At 41.5% G+C, this 18,430-nt stretch carries 16 protein-coding genes; 15 read left to right on the top strand and 1 reads right to left on the bottom strand.

Features of this window, described 5'->3' with window-relative positions; translation table 11 throughout:
* Positions 1 to 53: 53 nt before the first annotated feature.
* Positions 54 to 1,649: a YifB family Mg chelatase-like AAA ATPase gene (locus KFT32_RS04765; RefSeq protein ID WP_211745958.1), complete on the bottom strand. Its 1,596-nt coding sequence runs from the start codon at positions 1,647 to 1,649 to the stop codon at positions 54 to 56.
* Positions 1,650 to 2,045: 396 nt separating this feature from the next.
* On the opposite strand from KFT32_RS04765, the gene KFT32_RS04760 reads away from it, so the two are divergent.
* The 15 genes from KFT32_RS04760 to fliI all read left to right on the top strand — a co-directional run bounded on the left by KFT32_RS04760 (position 2,046) and on the right by fliI (position 18,425).
* Positions 2,046 to 2,516: a MarR family winged helix-turn-helix transcriptional regulator gene (locus KFT32_RS04760; RefSeq protein ID WP_211745957.1), complete on the top strand. Its 471-nt coding sequence runs from the start codon at positions 2,046 to 2,048 to the stop codon at positions 2,514 to 2,516.
* A gap of 246 nt (positions 2,517 to 2,762) precedes the next feature.
* On the top strand, positions 2,763 to 3,923 hold the full coding sequence (gene sucC / locus KFT32_RS04755; protein WP_211745956.1) for an ADP-forming succinate--CoA ligase subunit beta: 1,161 nt from the start codon (positions 2,763 to 2,765) through the stop codon (positions 3,921 to 3,923).
* A 60-nt stretch (positions 3,924 to 3,983) separates the two neighbouring features.
* Entirely contained in the window at positions 3,984 to 4,913 is a 930-nt protein-coding gene (gene sucD, locus KFT32_RS04750) for a succinate--CoA ligase subunit alpha (protein WP_211745955.1), read from the top strand.
* Positions 4,914 to 5,109: 196 nt separating this feature from the next.
* Positions 5,110 to 6,240 carry a DNA-processing protein DprA gene (gene dprA, locus KFT32_RS04745; RefSeq protein ID WP_211746035.1) on the top strand — a complete coding sequence of 377 codons (1,131 nt, stop codon included), beginning with the start codon at positions 5,110 to 5,112 and terminating at the stop codon, positions 6,238 to 6,240.
* A 75-nt stretch (positions 6,241 to 6,315) separates the two neighbouring features.
* Complete coding sequence (gene topA, locus KFT32_RS04740) at positions 6,316 to 8,418, top strand: type I DNA topoisomerase (RefSeq protein ID WP_211745954.1); 2,103 nt, start codon at positions 6,316 to 6,318, stop codon at positions 8,416 to 8,418.
* A 99-nt stretch (positions 8,419 to 8,517) separates the two neighbouring features.
* Entirely contained in the window at positions 8,518 to 9,858 is a 1,341-nt protein-coding gene (trmFO, locus tag KFT32_RS04735; RefSeq protein ID WP_211746034.1) for an FADH(2)-oxidizing methylenetetrahydrofolate--tRNA-(uracil(54)-C(5))-methyltransferase TrmFO, read from the top strand.
* 74 nt (positions 9,859 to 9,932) lie between these two features.
* Entirely contained in the window at positions 9,933 to 10,475 is a 543-nt protein-coding gene (gene hslV / locus KFT32_RS04730) for an ATP-dependent protease subunit HslV (RefSeq protein ID WP_211746033.1), read from the top strand.
* Positions 10,476 to 10,514: 39 nt separating this feature from the next.
* Positions 10,515 to 11,912 (top strand): ATP-dependent protease ATPase subunit HslU, encoded by a 1,398-nt coding sequence (gene hslU / locus KFT32_RS04725; protein ID WP_211745953.1) that lies wholly within the window; start codon positions 10,515 to 10,517, stop codon positions 11,910 to 11,912.
* Between the two features lie 497 nt (positions 11,913 to 12,409).
* The gene (gene flgB / locus KFT32_RS04720) at positions 12,410 to 12,817 is read left to right on the top strand and encodes a flagellar basal body rod protein FlgB (RefSeq protein ID WP_211746032.1); all 408 of its coding nucleotides are present in this window, start codon (positions 12,410 to 12,412) and stop codon (positions 12,815 to 12,817) included.
* Between the two features lie 6 nt (positions 12,818 to 12,823).
* A complete protein-coding gene (gene flgC / locus KFT32_RS04715) occupies positions 12,824 to 13,273 on the top strand; it encodes a flagellar basal body rod protein FlgC (protein ID WP_211745952.1) in 450 nt (149 codons plus the stop codon).
* A 48-nt stretch (positions 13,274 to 13,321) separates the two neighbouring features.
* Positions 13,322 to 13,627 carry a flagellar hook-basal body complex protein FliE gene (gene fliE / locus KFT32_RS04710; protein ID WP_211745951.1) on the top strand — a complete coding sequence of 102 codons (306 nt, stop codon included), beginning with the start codon at positions 13,322 to 13,324 and terminating at the stop codon, positions 13,625 to 13,627.
* 39 nt (positions 13,628 to 13,666) lie between these two features.
* Positions 13,667 to 15,241: a flagellar basal-body MS-ring/collar protein FliF gene (fliF, locus tag KFT32_RS04705; RefSeq protein WP_211745950.1), complete on the top strand. Its 1,575-nt coding sequence runs from the start codon at positions 13,667 to 13,669 to the stop codon at positions 15,239 to 15,241.
* An 11-nt stretch (positions 15,242 to 15,252) separates the two neighbouring features.
* On the top strand, positions 15,253 to 16,269 hold the full coding sequence (fliG, locus tag KFT32_RS04700) for a flagellar motor switch protein FliG (protein WP_211745949.1): 1,017 nt from the start codon (positions 15,253 to 15,255) through the stop codon (positions 16,267 to 16,269).
* Positions 16,262 to 17,119, top strand: a complete 858-nt coding sequence (locus KFT32_RS04695; protein WP_211745948.1) for a FliH/SctL family protein — start codon at positions 16,262 to 16,264, stop codon at positions 17,117 to 17,119. The genes fliG and KFT32_RS04695 overlap by 8 nt, the downstream gene beginning before the upstream one ends.
* Entirely contained in the window at positions 17,106 to 18,425 is a 1,320-nt protein-coding gene (fliI, locus tag KFT32_RS04690; RefSeq protein ID WP_211745947.1) for a flagellar protein export ATPase FliI, read from the top strand. The genes KFT32_RS04695 and fliI overlap by 14 nt, the downstream gene beginning before the upstream one ends.
* Positions 18,426 to 18,430 lie beyond the last annotated feature (5 nt).

Below are 18,430 nucleotides of genomic sequence, written 5' to 3'. Positions count from 1 at the left end.
CCGGTTAAGGTGACGGGTTATATGTTGTCCTCCATTTCCTACTAGAGTCCCTTTCAATCATACTCCTGCACTGCCACCGACCTGACATCCAGATTCCGATATTGAATCGCCTCTGCTACATGGAGTGTTGTCATCTGCTCAGCCCCTGCGAGATCAGCGATCGTACGAGCCATCTTGAGAATTCGATCATAAGATCTCATACTAAGTCCCAGTGCATCAATCGTTTGATGAAGCATATCTGCCGCAGGTTTATCTAGAATAGCCGTCCGGCGAAGCAAACTACCCGACAGTTCACTGTTCCAGGATATAGGTAGTCCCTTGTACCGCTCTTCTTGAATTTTCTGTGCTGCAAGCACTTGCTCTTGTAGTTCTGCAGAAGAGGAAGTGAGTTTTACCTCCAGTCCTTCTTTGGGACGGGGGACTTCGACTTGCAGATCAATTCTGTCTAGTAGTGGACCTGAAATTTTAGCGCGGTAGGCAGCGATTTTATGTGGTGTACAAGTACATCGTTGTTGTCTAGGATCATTACCAGCATACCCGCAAGGACATGGATTCATAGAAGCCGCCAGCATAAAATGGGCAGGGAATGTAAACGCAGCACGGGCACGACTAAGCGTCACTTGCCGATCCTCCAGTGGTTGCCGTAGGACTTCAAGGACCTGGCGGTTAAACTCGGGCAGTTCATCGAGAAACAGGATTCCACGATGTGCGAGACTGACTTCTCCTGGTTTTGGAATGGTTCCTCCTCCAATGAGTCCTCCGCTTGAGATGGTGTGGTGAGGGGAACGGAATGGACGAACAGTTGCGAGTCCACTTAGCTCATCTTTCAATTTACCAGCGGCGCTGAGTATCTTGGTAACTTCAAGTGATTCCTGGTCAGTTAGCGGGGGCAAAATGGTGGGCAGACGTTTAATTAGCATCGTTTTCCCTGTACCAGGAGGTCCCACGAGCATAATATTATGCATGCCAGCTGCAGCGATCGTGAGTGCTCTTTTGACATGCTGTTGTCCAAGAACATCGATATAATCTTCCGAAATATAGGTGTCCAGCTGGGATTTATCTATTAACTCGGCGGATTTTATGGATAGATGAGAGAAATCTTTTATATGTATTTTACCCTTGGGGACGGATGAATTAGATTCTGCGAAAGCTGCAGGAATTAAATCTCCTAAATGGCGGAGACCATAGACTTCAATCCCTTTTATAAAGGACCCTTCTGCCACATTCTCGGTAGGAACGACAACGGAATCAAATCCTTGTCTGCGAGCAAGATCAACCATACTGAGTATGCCGGGTACCGAACGCAAGCTTCCATCTAAAGCAAGTTCACCTAAGAACAGCGTCTTTTTGTCTGCGGGGAGTATAATCTGCTCACTTGTAGATAAAACCGCTAGTGCAATGGCAAGATCGAAAGAAGATCCTTCTTTACGTAGATCGGCGGGTGCAAGGTTGATCGTAATTCGCTGTAAAGGATACTGAAAACCACAATTTTTGATAGCTGCTCGAACCCGTTCCACAGCTTCTCGGATAGCAGAATCGGGAAGTCCGATTATCGATGTTTGGGGTAATCCATTAGATAAATCGGTTTCTACTTCAATTAATACGCCATCAATACCGTATAAACAAGCTCCATATAGTTTTCCATACATATAAAAACACCTCATTTCCGTTATTCTCATTACAGTGAATGAGTGAATAAACATGAAAAAAGGTGCTTCCTCATTTTCAAGATGAACATATTTATATAAAATTTAGAATTAAATAACTAGGAGGATGAAAATATCTGCTTGCAAGAGAATTGTATACAACGACGCTTCAATGTGTCAATCTTCAAATTATATAGTCGATTATTTATGTTTTATGTTATATCTATTGTATACAATATAATTTATAAAAATAAATCTGTCATGTAATTAAATGATTTGTAATTAAATATGGTTTTTTATATTTGCTATGATAATATAAGAGTAAAGAGTGGGTTGTTTTTGTCACTATATAGATAAATCCAACATGACTTGAATGCCAGGAAGCAGGTGGAATCATTTATGAAAATTCATGAAGAGTTAAAGCTGGAGAACCAGCTTTGTTTTGCTATATATGCTTGTTCGAGAGAAATAACGAAGCTTTATCAGCCATATTTAGACAAACTTGGCGTCACTTATTCCCAGTATTTGGTGCTCATGGTGCTTTGGGAGCGAGAAGAATGTACAGTGAAGGAGATTGGAGATGCGCTCTATCTGGATTCGGGAACACTTACTCCGCTGCTCAAAAGAATGCAAACGGCAGGTCTTATTCACCGGGAACGTTCCGTCCATGATGAACGAAAGGTACTTGTATCGTTAACTGAGCAAGGGAAAATGCTTCATAATGAAGCAATTCACATTCCAAATGCCATGAGAAATGAGACTTGCCTTGATGATCATCAATTTAGATCGTTATTAGATCAATTTTCAGGACTGTTAACACAGGTTCACGAAAATAATGTTGAAGAGAAGCATAAAAAAATTAATAAATAAGCTTAGATAAAGGCAATGTATATCGAATAAAAACCTTCTATTTCTCTAGTAATCGAGAATAGAAGGTTTTTCCATTATTAACCAAACATTCTTTATTTGGAATGATACCGATATCAAAATACACTCGTTTAAAGCTGAATTTTTAAGGTAAGCGTTTTAAAAACATGTTACAATGATGTGGGTTTATAAGGAAATATGACAAATTAGCCCGCCTTGTTGCAGTCATGTTGATAGGAGGATTCGAGAATGAATATCCATGAATATCAAGGAAAAGAAGTACTTAAACAGTACGGAGTTGCCGTTCCAAACGGAAAAGTAGCTTACACAGTAGAGGAAGCGGTAGCTGCCGCTGAGTCTCTGGGAAGCCCGGTGACTGTAGTTAAAGCACAGATCCATGCAGGTGGACGTGGTAAAGCAGGCGGCGTAAAAGTAGCCAAAAATAGTGATGAAGTTCGTGAATATGCGTCTGAAATTCTTGGGAAAGTGCTCGTAACGCACCAAACAGGACCAGAAGGCAAAGAAGTGAAAAGACTTCTTATTGAAGAAGGTTGCGATATTCGCAAAGAGTATTATGTTGGAGTTGTCGTGGACCGTGCAACGGGACGAGTTGTTATGATGGCTTCCGAAGAAGGCGGTACAGAAATCGAAGAAGTAGCAGAAGCTACTCCGGAGAAAATTTTCAAAGAAATCATTGACCCAGCTGTAGGGTTCCAGGTGTTCCAAGCCCGCAGATTGGCTTATGCAATTAACATTCCTAACGAGCTTGTAAACAAAGCAGCTAAATTCATGCTTGCTCTGTACGAAGCTTTCGTTGATAAAGATTGTTCCATTGCAGAAATTAACCCACTTGTCGTAACAGGCGATGGTAACGTTATGGCATTAGATGCCAAGTTGAACTTTGATTCCAATGCTCTTTATCGTCATAAAGATATTCAGGAGCTTCGTGATCTGGATGAAGAAGATGAGAAAGAAATTGAAGCATCCAAGTATGATCTTAGCTACATAGCTCTTGATGGAAACATCGGCTGTATGGTTAATGGTGCAGGTCTTGCTATGGCAACGATGGACATTATTAAGTATTATGGCGGGGACCCTGCTAACTTCCTAGATGTTGGCGGCGGTGCTACAACAGAAAAAGTAACGGAAGCCTTTAAAATCATTTTGTCTGACGCAAAAGTGGAAGGTATTTTTGTTAATATCTTTGGCGGTATTATGCGTTGCGACGTTATTGCGGATGGCGTAGTAGAAGCAGCTAAACAGCTCGGACTTACCAAACCGCTCGTTGTAAGATTAGAAGGTACGAATGTTGATCTTGGCAAAAAGATTTTGTCAGAGTCCGGTCTTAACATCGTAGCAGCGGATTCGATGGCAGACGGTGCACAAAAAATCGTTGCCCTCGTGAAATAATTCATTCCTTTTCGGGGATACCCGAACACTTGAAAATAACCGTAGGGGATGTGAACGATCGTGAGTATTTTGGTAAATAAAGATACAAAAGTGATTACGCAAGGTATCACGGGTGCTACTGCAAAGTTTCATGCAAAAGGTGCACTGGATTATGGCACTCAAATGGTAGGCGGAGTGACTCCAGGTAAAGGCGGCACTACTGTTGATATTGAACTCGAAAATGGGAGTGTTGTAAAACTTCCCGTGTTCAACACAGTAAATGAAGCTAAAGAAGCAACAGGCGCAACAGCTAGTGTTATTTATGTACCACCTGCTTTTGCTGCAGATTCCATTATGGAAGCTGTGGATGCTGAACTTGATCTTGTTATCTGTATTACTGAAGGAATTCCGGTATTAGACATGATCAAAGTGAAACGTTATATGGAAGGTAAGGATACGGTTTTAATCGGTCCAAACTGTCCAGGCGTCATTACTCCAGGCGAATGTAAGATTGGTATTATGCCAGGTTATATTCATATGCCAGGTCATGTAGGCGTAGTATCTCGAAGCGGTACCTTGACTTATGAGGCCGTTCATCAGCTCACAACTCGTGGTATTGGTCAATCTTCAGCGGTAGGTATTGGTGGAGACCCTGTTAAGGGATCTGAATTTATTGATATCTTGTCCCGTTTCAATGAAGACCCTAACACACATGCGGTCATTATGATCGGTGAAATTGGAGGTACTGCTGAGGAAGAAGCAGCGGAATGGATTCGTGATAATATGACGAAACCTGTCGTTGGTTTCATTGGTGGTGTTACAGCCCCTCCAGGGAAACGTATGGGACATGCTGGGGCTATTATCTCTGGTGGTAAAGGTACAGCGAAAGAGAAGATTGCTAAACTTGAATCTTGCGGTATTCGTGTATCTCCAACGCCTTCTGAGATGGGTTCAACACTCGTAAGTGTTCTCGAAGATCGCGGCATTCTTAACCTTTGCACAACTCATTAATATGATTTGAAAAGTTCTGCAAGCTTCGTTGTGGAGTCTTGTTAAAAATTTTTTCTTCTATATAATAACGCTGAATTCAACTTGATTTCAGTGTGAAGGTAAGCAACCTTTTTGTCGATTATATGTCGGCAGAAGGGTTGCTTTTTGTATTTTTATATCTGGTAATTGTATTTCTGTGTAGAAAGGGAGAAGTATGATGGAAGACAGACTGATCTTATTTGGGCTTCATGAAATGGACGGAATAGGCAGGAAAACAATCGCACGATTGCTGGCGAGTGGAAATTTATTATCGGACATGCTAAAATACGAAACTCAGGACTGGATTCATTCCGGACTTACGGCAGAAAGAGCATCTATGATGAAAGAGTACTTCCATGAATCATGGATTTATGAGAGACTTGAACTGCTCCTTAAGGAACGTGTCGAATTTGTAACCTATTTGGATAAAGAGTATCCTATATTATTGAAGGAAACAGCAGACCCTCCTTGGGTTTTGTATACAAAGGGAGATATCAATCTACTTCATAAACCTTCTATTGCTATGGTTGGGACTCGAGTGCCTACTGGTTACGGGAAAAAAGTAGGCGAGGTGTTCGCTTCTCAGCTCTGCAAAGCTGGCTATGCGATTGTAAGTGGTCTCGCGCGGGGGATTGATAGCGTTTGTCATGATGCTGCCATTAGAGCCGATGGGTTAACTATCGCGGTATTGGGTGCAGGCCTTTCGCATATTTATCCTGCTGAGAACACTGCTCTAGCAAGCCGTATTGCTTCTACTGGATTGTTAGTATCCGAATATCCGATACACCGCAAACCAAGACCAGGGCTTTTCCCTGAAAGGAATCGAATTATAGCAGGGCTTAGTTTAGGCACGCTTGTAGTTGAAGCTGACCTGCGTAGCGGGTCATTGATTACTGCTGATGCTGCTTTGGAAGCAGGTCGTGATGTGTTTGCAGTACCCGGACCTATTACATCTCCCAAAAGTCATGGAACACTTAATCTGATTAAACAAGGGGCTGCGCTTGTTACTAGGGTAGAAGATATTACAGATGAATATGTAAATTTCATAGGTTCATCTGAAACGGATACGGATCGTATTGCGCAAATGAATGATGAACTACAAGCTTCTGCTTCGGATCGAGAGTTGATTCCACAGCTCACTGAAGATGAAAGAAAAGTATATGATTTACTTGAAGCGGGTCCAATGACATTAGACGATTTTGTGGACAGGCTTCATCTTGATTTTGGACATTTGCATTCAGTTCTGTTATCTTTAATCATAAAAAAGCAGATTATGCAATTACCTGGAGCTATATACAAGTTAATATAGATCCCTTTGGCGCAAATATTACTATGATTTCGCCATAGGGGCATGCAGGCTATATTGTGAGAGGAGGATGAACCTATGGCGGATTCACTCGTCATCGTGGAGTCTCCTTCGAAAGCCAAGACGATAGGGAAATATCTAGGAAGTAAATATATCGTCAAAGCTTCGATGGGGCACGTTCGCGATTTGCCAAAAAGTCAGATTGGCGTAGAAGTGGAAAATGATTTTAACCCTAAATATATTACCATCCGCGGAAAAGGTTCTGTACTGAAAGAACTAAAGGACGCGTCAAAAAAAGTGAAAAAAGTTTATCTCGCAGCTGACCCCGATCGTGAAGGGGAAGCGATTGCTTGGCATCTTGCTCATGCACTCGATCTAGATCAGACTGAAAGTTGCCGAGTTGTCTTTAATGAAATTACCAAACAAGCGGTGAAGGACGCTTTTAAAACACCGCGTAAAATAAATATGGACCTAGTGAATGCACAGCAAGCAAGACGTATTCTTGATCGACTGGTGGGTTACAAAATCAGTCCTTTGCTGTGGAAAAAAGTAAAAAAAGGGTTGTCAGCGGGCCGTGTACAATCCGTTGCAGTTAAGATTATTCTTGATCGTGAGAATGAAATTGACGAATTTATTCCAGAAGAATACTGGAGTATTACAGCAAAACTCGATGCAGATGGCAGCCCAATGGAGGCTAAGTTTCATCAGTGGAACGGAACCAAAACGGAACTTACGAATGAAGAGCAAGTAAACTCTATACTTAAGCAAATTGAGAATGAAGATTTTACAGTCAAAGAAGTAAAAGAGAAAGAACGGACTCGTAATCCATCGGCTCCTTTTACAACAAGTTCATTACAGCAAGAAGCCGCTCGTAAACTCAACTTTCGTGCTGCGAAAACCATGTCGGTTGCTCAGCAGTTATACGAGGGTGTAGATCTTGGTAAAGAAGGCACGGTAGGTTTAATTACTTATATGCGTACTGACTCAACTCGTATTGCAACATCGGCTCAAGAAGAAGCAAAAGATTATATTGTTCAAAAATATGGTGACTCTTTTGCTCCAGAATCGTTCCGTCAGTATTCCAAAAAAGCGGCAAACGCTCAGGAAGCGCATGAAGCTATCCGCCCTACCTCAATACTAAGGGATCCGGAATCGGTGAAAGCATTTACAAGCAGAGATCAATTCCGTTTGTATAAACTGATCTGGGAACGTTTTGTAGCAAGCCAAATGTCTTCGGCGATCCTTGATACCTTGTCTGTGGATATTACGGCTGGAGATGCGACTTTCCGTGCTACTGGATCTAAGGTTCGTTTCCCTGGATTTATGAAAGTTTATGTTGAAGGTAATGACGACGGTACTACGGAAGAGGATAAGCTGCTTCCACCACTCAAAAGTGGAGATGCGTTAGGGAAACAGGAAATTGAACCTAAACAGCATTTCACTCAGCCTCCACCGCGCTATACAGAGGCACGTCTTGTCAAAACACTTGAGGAACTGGGAATAGGACGTCCAAGTACGTATGCACCTACACTAGAAACGATCCAAAAACGTGGTTACGTTGCTATTGAAGAAAAGAAATTTATGCCAACAGAACTCGGCGAACTTGTCATAGAACAAATGGAACAATTCTTCCCAGAAATTCTGAACGTGGAGTTTACCGCACATATGGAAGAAGATCTCGACCATGTGGAAGAAGGTTCAGAGGATTGGGTGAGAGTACTGGGTCAGTTTTACGGTTCCTTTGAAAAACGTCTTGAAGTTGCAGAGGAAGAGATGAAGGAAATCGAGATTGAAGATGAGGTTTCCGATGAAATTTGTGAAAAATGCGGTAAGCCGCTTGTATATAAACTCGGCCGTTTCGGTAAATTTTTAGCCTGCTCTGGTTTTCCAGATTGTCGGAATACGAAACCAATCATTAAAGATACAGGGATCGTTTGTCCTACCTGTAAGGAAGGACATGTAGTCGAGCGCAGAAGTAAAAAAGGTCGTATATTCTTTGGATGTGATCGTTATCCTGAATGTGATTTTGTATCTTGGGATAAACCTTCTGCGAAGCCTTGTCCGAGCTGTTCTTCCCTCATGGTTGAGAAGCGGAATAAGCAAGGAACGAAGTTGAAATGTACAGTGTGCGATCACACAGAGTTACTTGAAGAAACAGATGAAGAATCAGTTGAAATTTAAAAAATTTACATGATATAGATGAAACCGGTAGTGCCGGACTGCTGCCAGCATACGAGATTTTTAAGATAAATGTGCTGTCAGCAGTGAGGGGGATAAATGATGAACGAAACAACACAACAAGTAACGGTAATTGGAGCAGGTCTCGCAGGAAGTGAAGCAGCATGGCAAATCGCTCAAAGAGGTGTACCTGTAAAACTCTATGAGATGCGCCCTGTTGTCAAAACACCTGCACATCATACAAACCAATTTGCTGAACTCGTATGCAGTAATTCATTGCGTGCAAACGGACTGACGAATGCGGTAGGCGTACTGAAAGAAGAAATGAGAATGATGGACTCGCTCGTGATTGGTTCAGCTGACCGTCATGCAGTGCCAGCTGGAGGAGCTCTCGCAGTGGACCGGGATGGCTTTTCTGGAGAAATTACACGTAAGCTTCATGAGCATCCTTTGGTTGAGGTTGTTAATGAGGAGTTGCAAGAAATTCCAGCGGACGGGATCGTTGTTATTGCGACAGGACCTCTAACTTCTCCTGCATTGTCTTCACAGATTAAGGAACTTATGGGTGAAGAGTATTTTTATTTCTATGATGCTGCTGCACCGATTGTGGAGAAAGACTCCATTGACATGAGCAAAGTATATCTTGCCTCTAGATATGACAAGGGTGAGGCCGCTTACCTTAACTGTCCGATGAATGAAGAAGAATTCAATCGTTTCTACGATGCACTGATTTCCGCAGAAGTTGCTGAACTTAAAGAATTCGAAAAAGAAATTTACTTTGAAGGCTGCATGCCTATTGAAGTTATGATGAAACGCGGCAAACAGACAGCTCTGTTTGGTCCAATGAAACCAGTAGGTTTAGTGAATCCTCATACAGGAGAATTGCCTTATGCTGTCGTTCAGCTACGTCAGGACAATGCTGCGGGTACTCTATATAATCTAGTAGGATTCCAGACACATCTGAAGTGGGGAGAACAAAAAAGAGTATTCCAAATGATCCCTGGTCTTGAGAATGCTGAGTTTGTGCGATATGGTGTGATGCACCGGAATACATTTATCAATTCTCCTAAATTGCTTGAGCCAACGTATCAGTTCAAATCTCGTCCTAATTTGTTCTTCGCTGGACAAATGACAGGTGTTGAAGGTTACGTCGAATCAGCTGCATCTGGTCTTATTGCCGGTATGAATGCAGCAAATCTTGCACAAGATCAAGATTTGTTTGTACTTCCAGAAGAGAGTACACTAGGAAGTATGGCACACTATATTACAACTGCCGATTTCAAGCATTTCCAACCGATGAATGCAAACTTTGGTTTGCTTCCAGGACTTGAAAAAAAGATACGCAATAAGAAGGAAAAGAATGAGGCACTCGCGAATCGTGCTTTAGAAAGTATCCAACGTTTTAAAGAAGAAAAAGGACTATCCCCTGTAAACGAAGGATAGGCAAGCTTGAACGCCCGGCAAGTCTTTTTCTGACATGCCGGGCTTTTTACACTAGATGAAGAGGAGGTTTCATGATGCAAACCACATTTCATGCAACTACGATTTGTGCCGTACGTCATAACGGAAAAGCAGCGATTGCTGGTGATGGGCAGGTAACAATGGGAGAATCTGTAGTAATGAAAAACACAGCGAAAAAAGTTCGTAGACTATACCGAGGGCAAGTTGTGGCCGGTTTTGCAGGATCTGTTGCAGATGCGATCACTCTTTTCGAAAAGTTCGAGGGTAAGCTGGAAGAACATCATGGGAATCTTCAGCGTGCAGCCGTGGAACTTGCTAAAGATTGGCGTCAAGATCGCGTGCTTCGCAAGCTTGAAGCACTAATGATCGTGATGGACAAAACAGGCATGCTGTTGATTTCCGGTGGTGGAGAGATAATTGAGCCAGATGATGATCTCCTCGCTATTGGCTCAGGTGGAAATTATGCTTTGTCTGCGGCTAGAGCTATGAAAAGAAATGCAGCTCATTTGGAAGCCAAAGACATGGCCCGTGAAGCATTGCTTGTTGCTTCTGAAATCTGTGTGTATACAAACAGTAATATTATTGTGGAAGAGTTGTAAACTACTTAATAAAAGATCAAATTACCGGGAGGGAAGATAATGATTAACGAAGCTTTAACCCCTAGGCAAATTGTTGTTGAATTGGACAAATATATCGTGGGCCAGAAGCAAGCGAAGAAATCGGTTGCAGTTGCCCTCCGAAATAGATACCGCCGCAGTAGACTCCCTGAGCACGCTCAAGATGAAATTGTACCTAAAAACATTTTGATGATCGGACCCACAGGTGTAGGTAAAACGGAAATTGCAAGAAGACTAGCTAAACTTGTAGGTGCTCCTTTCGTGAAAGTAGAGGCAACTAAATTTACGGAAGTCGGGTATGTCGGGCGTGATGTTGAGTCAATGGTTCGGGATTTGATTGAGACTTCCATTCGTATAGTTAAACTCGAAAAAACGGAAAAGGTAAAAGACAAAGCAGAAGAAAATGCAAATGAGCGAATTGTACATCTTCTCGTCCCGGCTGCAAATAAATCCAAAAATCAAAAAAATCCGTTTGAAATGATTTTTGGTAATCATAATCAGACGGATGAGGAAGAAGACCCTGCACAAGAAGCCTCCATTTCGGAGCGTAGACGCAAAGTGAAATTCGAACTGCTATCTGGTCAGCTTGAAAATACTGTGATCGAGATCGATGTAGAGGATACAGCTCCTAACATGTTCGACATGTTTGCTGGTCAAGGAAATGACCAGATGGGAATGAATATGCAAGAAATGTTTGGGAATTTTTTACCGAAACGTACCAAGAAGCGTAAGCTGAGTATTAAAGAAGCTCGTAAGGTACTGATTCAAGAAGAAGCCAGCAAACTCATTGATATGGATGATGTTACACAGGAATCGATCAAACGTGCTGAGCAGTCTGGTATCATCTTTATTGATGAGATTGATAAAGTAGCTAGTCAGGGCCGCGGATCGGGGCCTGACGTGTCCCGTGAGGGCGTACAGAGGGATATTCTTCCTATTGTGGAAGGATCGACGATAATGACCAAATACGGCCCTGTGAAGACGGATTACATCTTGTTTATTGCAGCAGGAGCATTTCATGTATCCAAACCTTCCGATCTAATTCCAGAGCTGCAGGGACGTTTCCCAATTCGAGTTGAGCTGAATAGCTTAACACTCGATGATTTTGTTTCCATTTTGACAGAACCTAAAAATGCTTTGACGAAACAATACACTGATTTGCTCTTAACAGAAGACATCGAAATTGAATTTTCTCCAGAAGCAATTCGTGAAATTGCGAATATTGCGGAAGCAGTAAATCAAAGTACGGAAAATATCGGAGCCAGAAGACTCCACACCATCTTAGAAAAATTGTTAGAAGATCTATCTTTTGAAGCACCTGAACTTACACTGGATAAGATGCTTATAACACCAGAATATGTAAAAGAGAAGCTTGGTGAGATTGCGAAAGATCGAGATCTTAGTCAATATATTTTGTAAGAAAAATGCTCTTTAGGGGATTGGCTCCTCTAAAGGGCATTTTTTATACTTTTATTGCGTTTTGATGCAATGAATGTAATTGAATAAGAATTGTTAAGGAAAATGAAAACAATAAAATGACAATAAATGCGGTTTGTCGATACTCAGAATGGTTCAATGTCATCATATTGAATGAATATGCTTGTCATTAATCTAACATTAAATATGAATGTTTTATGAAAAAACAGAACGTTTTATAGGACTGGATTTTCATTCCAATGTAGATTTCTTGCGTTTTATCCTCAAAAAGTCCTTGTTATAACTAAAAGATAGGGCTTTTTTCTTATTGTAATAAATGCCCAACTCGAAGAAACTTATGTTATATGACAAATAACTTCTTAATTCTACTAAAGACCTAGGAATGAAACTAAAGAATGCCATATTTGTCGAATGAGAGTCGGTATAGGTCTTATGTTTTTAAAAGTCAGAATAATTAATTTGGAAGGGAGGTAACTGTTATTAATCTTCTAAATGATGTAAGTTTTAAGACGCTTCAAGCAGGAATAGATGCTGCAAATGTTAGACAAGGTGCGATTACTAACAACATTGCTAATAGTGATACTCCTTATTTTAAACGGTCAGAAGTGCAGTTTGAAGAACTTTTGCAAAATGAAATGAAAGGAAATGTAAATACATTGAGTGGAAAATTAACGAATGAAAAGCATATTCCTATAGGTCCTTCAATGAAAATCCCAACCGCACAAATCTCGACAGATAACAACACGACAATGAGTAATAATGATAATAATGTCGATGTGGATAAAGAAATGAGTCTTTTGGCTGAAAATCAGCTTCGTTACAATGCCTATATCCAGCAGGTCAATGAACAAATCAAAATGATGCGTATTGCGGCAGAAGGGAGATAGAAATTAATGAATATTAGCAGTAGCTTTAATATTAGTTCTTCTGCTCTAACCGCTCAGCGTCTTCGTATGGATGTAATTTCATCCAATATCGCTAATGCAGAGACAACTAGAGCAACGGTAGAAAATGGAGAAGCAGTTCCATATAAACGAAAAATGGTAGTTCTAGAAACAAGCAAATCTAGTTTTAAAGATATGCTTCAGGCACAAATGGAAGGTAAATCGGTTCAACAAGGTGTAATAGCTTCATCAATACAAGAAGATACGGCACCGCTCAAACCTGTTTATAATCCTACTCACCCAGATGCAAACGCTGAGGGGTATGTATATATGCCAAACGTGGATATAACAAAAGAAATGGTAGATTTAATGGGAGCCTCAAGATCATATGAAGCAAATGTTACAGCTCTCAATGCTTCAAAAGCGATGGTTATGAAAGCACTAGAGATTGGAAAATAAATAAGAAGTACTAGTACATATAGATTTATGACTTTAGGAGGGACATTCGTGATAGAGAACACTATGTTTCAAACATCTGCATTACAAACTCCTTCAAATATTAGTTTACAAAATAAAACAACCCCCTCAGATACTATAAAGCAATTTTCTTCCTATTTAGAAGATGCAATCGGGCAGGTGGCACAGCAAGAAAAAAATGCTCATGTCATGTCAACAGAGTTTGTTAAAGGAAATGTTAATGTGGATCAGGTGATGATTGCTTCCGAACAAGCTCTACTCAGTTTGCAGTTAACGAATCAAGTTCGGAATAAAGTAATAGAAGCCTATCAAGAAATCATGCGGATCCAAATGTAATTGACGTTAAATAGCAAAAGTTTCGGATGAGGTGACGGAGTGAACGAGAGAATCGCCCAGTACAGAGAGAAGATATCTCAGTATTGGAATAAATTTACGAGCAAACAAAAAGTATTATTGATTTCCACGGTTGTATTTCTCATCATTGCGATTGTTGCACTTACGATTCAATTTTCTAAAACAGAATATGAAGTAGCTTTTACCGATCTTGGTGCAGAGGATTCTGCCGGAGTAATTAATTACCTTGAGAGCGGGAATATTCCTTTTGAATTAAGTAAAGATGGGTCGAGCATCTCGGTGCCGAGCACACAAGCGGCAAGAGTAAAAGTGGATGTGGGATCACAGGGGTTAATCCAGAATGGTTCAATTGGATATGACATCTTCGATCAGAACGCTTCTACAATGGGGATGACAGATAAGGAATTTCAAGTAAAATATGCCAATGCTTTTAATGGCGAAATTGAGCAAATGCTTCAAAGTATGGAGGGAGTAAGCGGGGCGAAGGTCCTAGTGAATCTTCCTGAAAAGAGCTTATTTGCAGGATCAGAACAAAATTTTGCATCTGCTTCTGCAGTGCTGACTTTTGAACCAGGGTATCAAATGACACAGAATGCTGTGGATGGATATTTTAACTTAATGAAGACGGCTGTGCCAAACTTGCCTTTAGAAAACATTACGATTTCAACGAATCAAGGCGAAGAACTTCAACCATCTGAACGTGGAGGCGGAAGTGGCCTTGGCGAAGTACAAGAGAATATGGCTCTCCAGAAAAAATATGAGAGTGATGTTCAGAAGAGTGTAAAAGAATTTTTATCAGGTATTATTGGTACTTCAGATGTTAATGTACTTGTCACATCGAATCTGAACTTTGACAAAGTAAACACAACTCAAAATCTCGTAACTCCTGTAGACGAAGAAAACATGAAAGGGATCGAGATTAGTGTTCAGGATATACAGAGCAGCTATACTGGCGGTTCTACCGCGAATGGCGGTGTCGCAGGTACAGGTGAAAGTGACGTAGTGAATTATCCTGCAGCGGACACCGATACCTCAAGTGGGGAAGACAGCTCCACTACAATTAATTATGAGGTTAACCGGATTGCCAAGGAAATTGTACAAAGTCCGTATACTGTAAAAGATTTAACCATTAATGTAGCAGTTGAACCACCAGCAGGACAAAATGTGTTGGACACTCCAACGCAAGAAGCTATTCAAACCGTTCTAGTGAATATTGTGAGGGCGTCACTTGCAAATTCAGGAAGTACATATATTGACGCTGATCTAGAAAAGAAAGTTTCCGTAATATCGAAACCAGCACAAGCTGTAGCAGATTCCAAAACAGGAATTCAGTTGTCTTCCGGAATGATTTGGGGCCTAGCTGCAGGAGCTGCATTACTACTGGCAGGCGGAGGATACTTGATATACCGGAATCGTCGTAACAAAGAAGAAGAATACGAAGAAGATCTTCCGCTTCAGGTTCCTACCGAATTTCCTTCTATTAGTCTGGAAACTGTTACAAACGAAAGTCAAGTACGTAAACAACTTGAGTCACTCGCGAAGAAGAAGCCTGATGAATTCGTTAACTTGCTTCGCACTTGGCTTGCGGATGAATAGAGGTGAGGGACTTGGTTAAAGCACAAGGAAATGGATTAACAGGAAGACAAAAGGCAGCCATTCTGCTCATTACATTAGGACCAGAAGTATCTGCACAGATTTTTAAACATCTTCGTGATGAAGAGATAGAACAGCTAACGCTGGAAATTGCCAATGTAAGAAAAGTGGACTCAGGAGAAAAAGAATTGATCATGTCTGAGTTCCACCAAATCTGTTTGGCTCAAGAATACATCTCACAAGGCGGTATTAATTACGCAAGAGAAATATTAGAAAAAGCACTTGGTTCTCAAAAAGCGCTGGAAGTCATTAATCGACTTACAGCCAACCTTCAGGTTAGACCTTTTGACTTTGCTCGGAAGGCAGATCCGAATCAGATTCTTAATTTTATTCAAAATGAGAGTCCGCAAACGATTGCACTCGTTCTATCTTATTTGCAGTTTGAGCAAGCCGCCGTCATTCTTTCTTCTCTTCCCCAAGAGAAGCAGGCAGATGTTGCAAGGCGTGTTGCAGTGATGGATAGTACTTCACCTGAAGTTATCTCTCAGGTGGAGAGGGTGCTGGAGCAGAAGTTATCAGCGACCGTTACTCAGGATTACACAAACGCTGGTGGCATAGAGTCCATCGTTCAAATTTTGAATGGAGTGGACCGAGGTACGGAACGAACGATACTCGATTCTCTTGAAATTCAGGATCCTGAACTTGCTGAGGAAATTAAGAAACGTATGTTTGTCTTTGAGGATATTGTTAATGTCGACAACCGTTCTATTCAAAGGATCATTCGTGATATTGACAATGCAGACTTGCAGCTTGCACTTAAAGTTGCTAGTGAAGAAGTACGAGATTCTATATTCAACAATATGTCGAAACGTATGGCTGAAACCTTTAAAGAAGAAATGGAATACATGGGTCCAGTTAGACTTCGTGATGTGGAAGAGGCTCAGACTCGCATTGTAGCAACCATCAGAAGATTGGAAGAGGCCGGTGAGATTATTATTGCTCGCGGCGGAGGAGATGATATCGTTGTCTAATCTGATTAAATCCTTTCAATATGTACCCGTCGATGCCCATAAACAGGTGAAATCGGTTCATGAGTATGGTGATAAATCAGGTGAGGAGCCTTACTCCGATCAGATAGAGATATCTTCTTCAGAAGAACAAAGGCCTACGATTGATGAAGAGACTATCCGAATCAAGCAAGAAATGCTGGGAAATGCAAAGGATTTTGCAGAAAGACAAGTTCGTGAGGCGGCTGAAGAAGCTGAACGTATGCTTCAAGAGGCAAGAGAACAAATCGCATCATGGTGGGAAGAAAGAAGACTCCAAGATGAGCATTTGATGGATGCACTCCGGTCAGAAGGGTACCAGCAGGGTTACCAAGAGGGTGCAGACAAGGCTAAAGATGAACTTCAAAGATATATGGAAGAAAAAATGGTAGAGGCACAGGAAGTACTGAACGATGCTTATGAAGCAAAGGAACAAATTATACAGGAAGCAGAACCATTTCTTGTTGAACTGAGTAGTGCCATTGCTGAAAAAATAATTGACCATGAGCTTTCCACAGAGCCTACCCTTACGATTGATCTTATTCGAAAGAATCTGGCTAGAAAGAGAGAACAGGGAGTGATCACTTTATGTGTTTCCCCTAAGGAATTTTCTTTTGTCCAGGCTGCAAGAGAAGAATTAACCTTCGCGATCGACTCTCAGGCAGAGCTGAAAATATTGCCGGATGCATCTGTTAAAGACAAAGGTTGTGTCATTCGATCTTCCTTCGGAAGTGTAGATGCTCGGATTGATACACAGCTCACCGAAATCAAGAAAGAATTGATCCGGGTTGCACTGGATGGCGAGGAGCGAACAAATCAATATGAAGGTTCTTAGTTCACAGCGATACATGGATCAGCTGAAACATCTGGACCCCGTTCGAATTAATGGAAAAGTTACGCAGGTTATAGGACTTATGGTTGAGTCTGAAGGTCCAGACGCAAGTATTGGAGATGTTTGTCTCATCTATCCGACGAACTCTGCAGTTCCACTTAAAGCGGAAGTTGTTGGATTTCGGGACAATAAAGTGCTACTCATGCCTCTTGGAGACCTTCAGTCGATTGGACCAGGCTGTGATGTGGTCGGGACAGGGAAACCATTAAATATTCAAGTGGGGTCTGAACTTCTTGGCAAAGTGTTGGATGGTTTAGGACAACCTCTTGATGGTTCAATTATTCCGGCTCGAATGCAGCGTTACTCGACTTCGAGTGCCCCGGTCAATCCACTGAATAGACCGAGGGTACTCGAACCAATCAGTATTGGTGTTCGTGCAATTGATGGACTTTTGACGATCGGGAAAGGGCAAAGGGTAGGTATTTTTGCCGGATCAGGGGTAGGTAAAAGTACCCTGATGGGTATGATTGCCCGTAATACATCAGCTGATGTAAACGTAATTGCTCTCATAGGAGAACGGGGGCGTGAAGTACTAGATTTTATTGAAAGAGATCTTGGACCCGAAGGACTGGAACGCTCGGTTGTTATCGTAGCAACATCTGATCAACCTGCACTTGTAAGGATTAAAGGAGCGCTGATTGCAACGACGATTGCTGAGTATTTTCGAGATCGTGGAATGAACGTCATGCTAATGATGGATTCAGTTACCAGATATGCAATGGCACAGCGTGAAGTAGGACTTGCGGTTGGTGAGCCCCCAGCCATGAGAGGTTATACACCTTCTGTGTTTGCAAGTTTGCCTAAGTTATTGGAGAGAGCAGGAACTGGACCCACGGGTTCGATTACTGCCTTTTACACGGTCCTTGTTGATGGTGATGATATGAATGAGCCGATTGCAGATGCCGTCAGAGGTATCCTCGATGGACATATCGTACTGAATCGGGGCATTGCAAACAAAGGACATTTTCCAGCTATTGATGTACTGGCAAGTATAAGCCGGGTTATGAAAGATATTGCACCAGTAGAGCAGATCGACGCAGCAGAGAATATTAAGCGTTTGATGTCTGTCTACAAAAATTCCGAGGATCTTATTAACATTGGTGCATATCAAAAAGGATCAAATACGGAGATTGATGAGTCCATTGACCGCATTCAGGACATTTGGCAATTTACCCGACAAAAGGTAGATGAAAAAGTTATTTTGGATGAAGTTAGACAAAGATTGATTACCGAGTTTGCAAGGAGATGACCTAG

This window comes from Paenibacillus sp. Marseille-Q4541, assembly GCF_018310695.1.
In the GTDB taxonomy this organism is placed as follows: Bacteria; Bacillota; Bacilli; order Paenibacillales; family Paenibacillaceae; genus Paenibacillus.
The sequence above is the reverse complement of the archived record's forward strand: the minus strand, read 5'-3'. Positions and strand labels throughout refer to the sequence as shown.

Coding starts and splice junctions, on each gene's coding strand:
- sucC (WP_211745956.1), top strand. CDS start 2,763: ATGAATATCCATGAATATCAAGGAAAAGAAGTACTTAAACAGTACGGA.
- trmFO (WP_211746034.1), top strand. CDS start 8,518: ATGAACGAAACAACACAACAAGTAACGGTAATTGGAGCAGGTCTCGCA.
- hslU (WP_211745953.1), top strand. CDS start 10,515: ATGATTAACGAAGCTTTAACCCCTAGGCAAATTGTTGTTGAATTGGAC.
- hslV (WP_211746033.1), top strand. CDS start 9,933: ATGCAAACCACATTTCATGCAACTACGATTTGTGCCGTACGTCATAAC.
- dprA (WP_211746035.1), top strand. CDS start 5,110: ATGGAAGACAGACTGATCTTATTTGGGCTTCATGAAATGGACGGAATA.
- KFT32_RS04765 (WP_211745958.1), bottom strand. CDS start 1,649: ATGTATGGAAAACTATATGGAGCTTGTTTATACGGTATTGATGGCGTA.
- KFT32_RS04760 (WP_211745957.1), top strand. CDS start 2,046: ATGAAAATTCATGAAGAGTTAAAGCTGGAGAACCAGCTTTGTTTTGCT.
- fliI (WP_211745947.1), top strand. CDS start 17,106: ATGAAGGTTCTTAGTTCACAGCGATACATGGATCAGCTGAAACATCTG.
- flgC (WP_211745952.1), top strand. CDS start 12,824: ATGAATATTAGCAGTAGCTTTAATATTAGTTCTTCTGCTCTAACCGCT.
- topA (WP_211745954.1), top strand. CDS start 6,316: ATGGCGGATTCACTCGTCATCGTGGAGTCTCCTTCGAAAGCCAAGACG.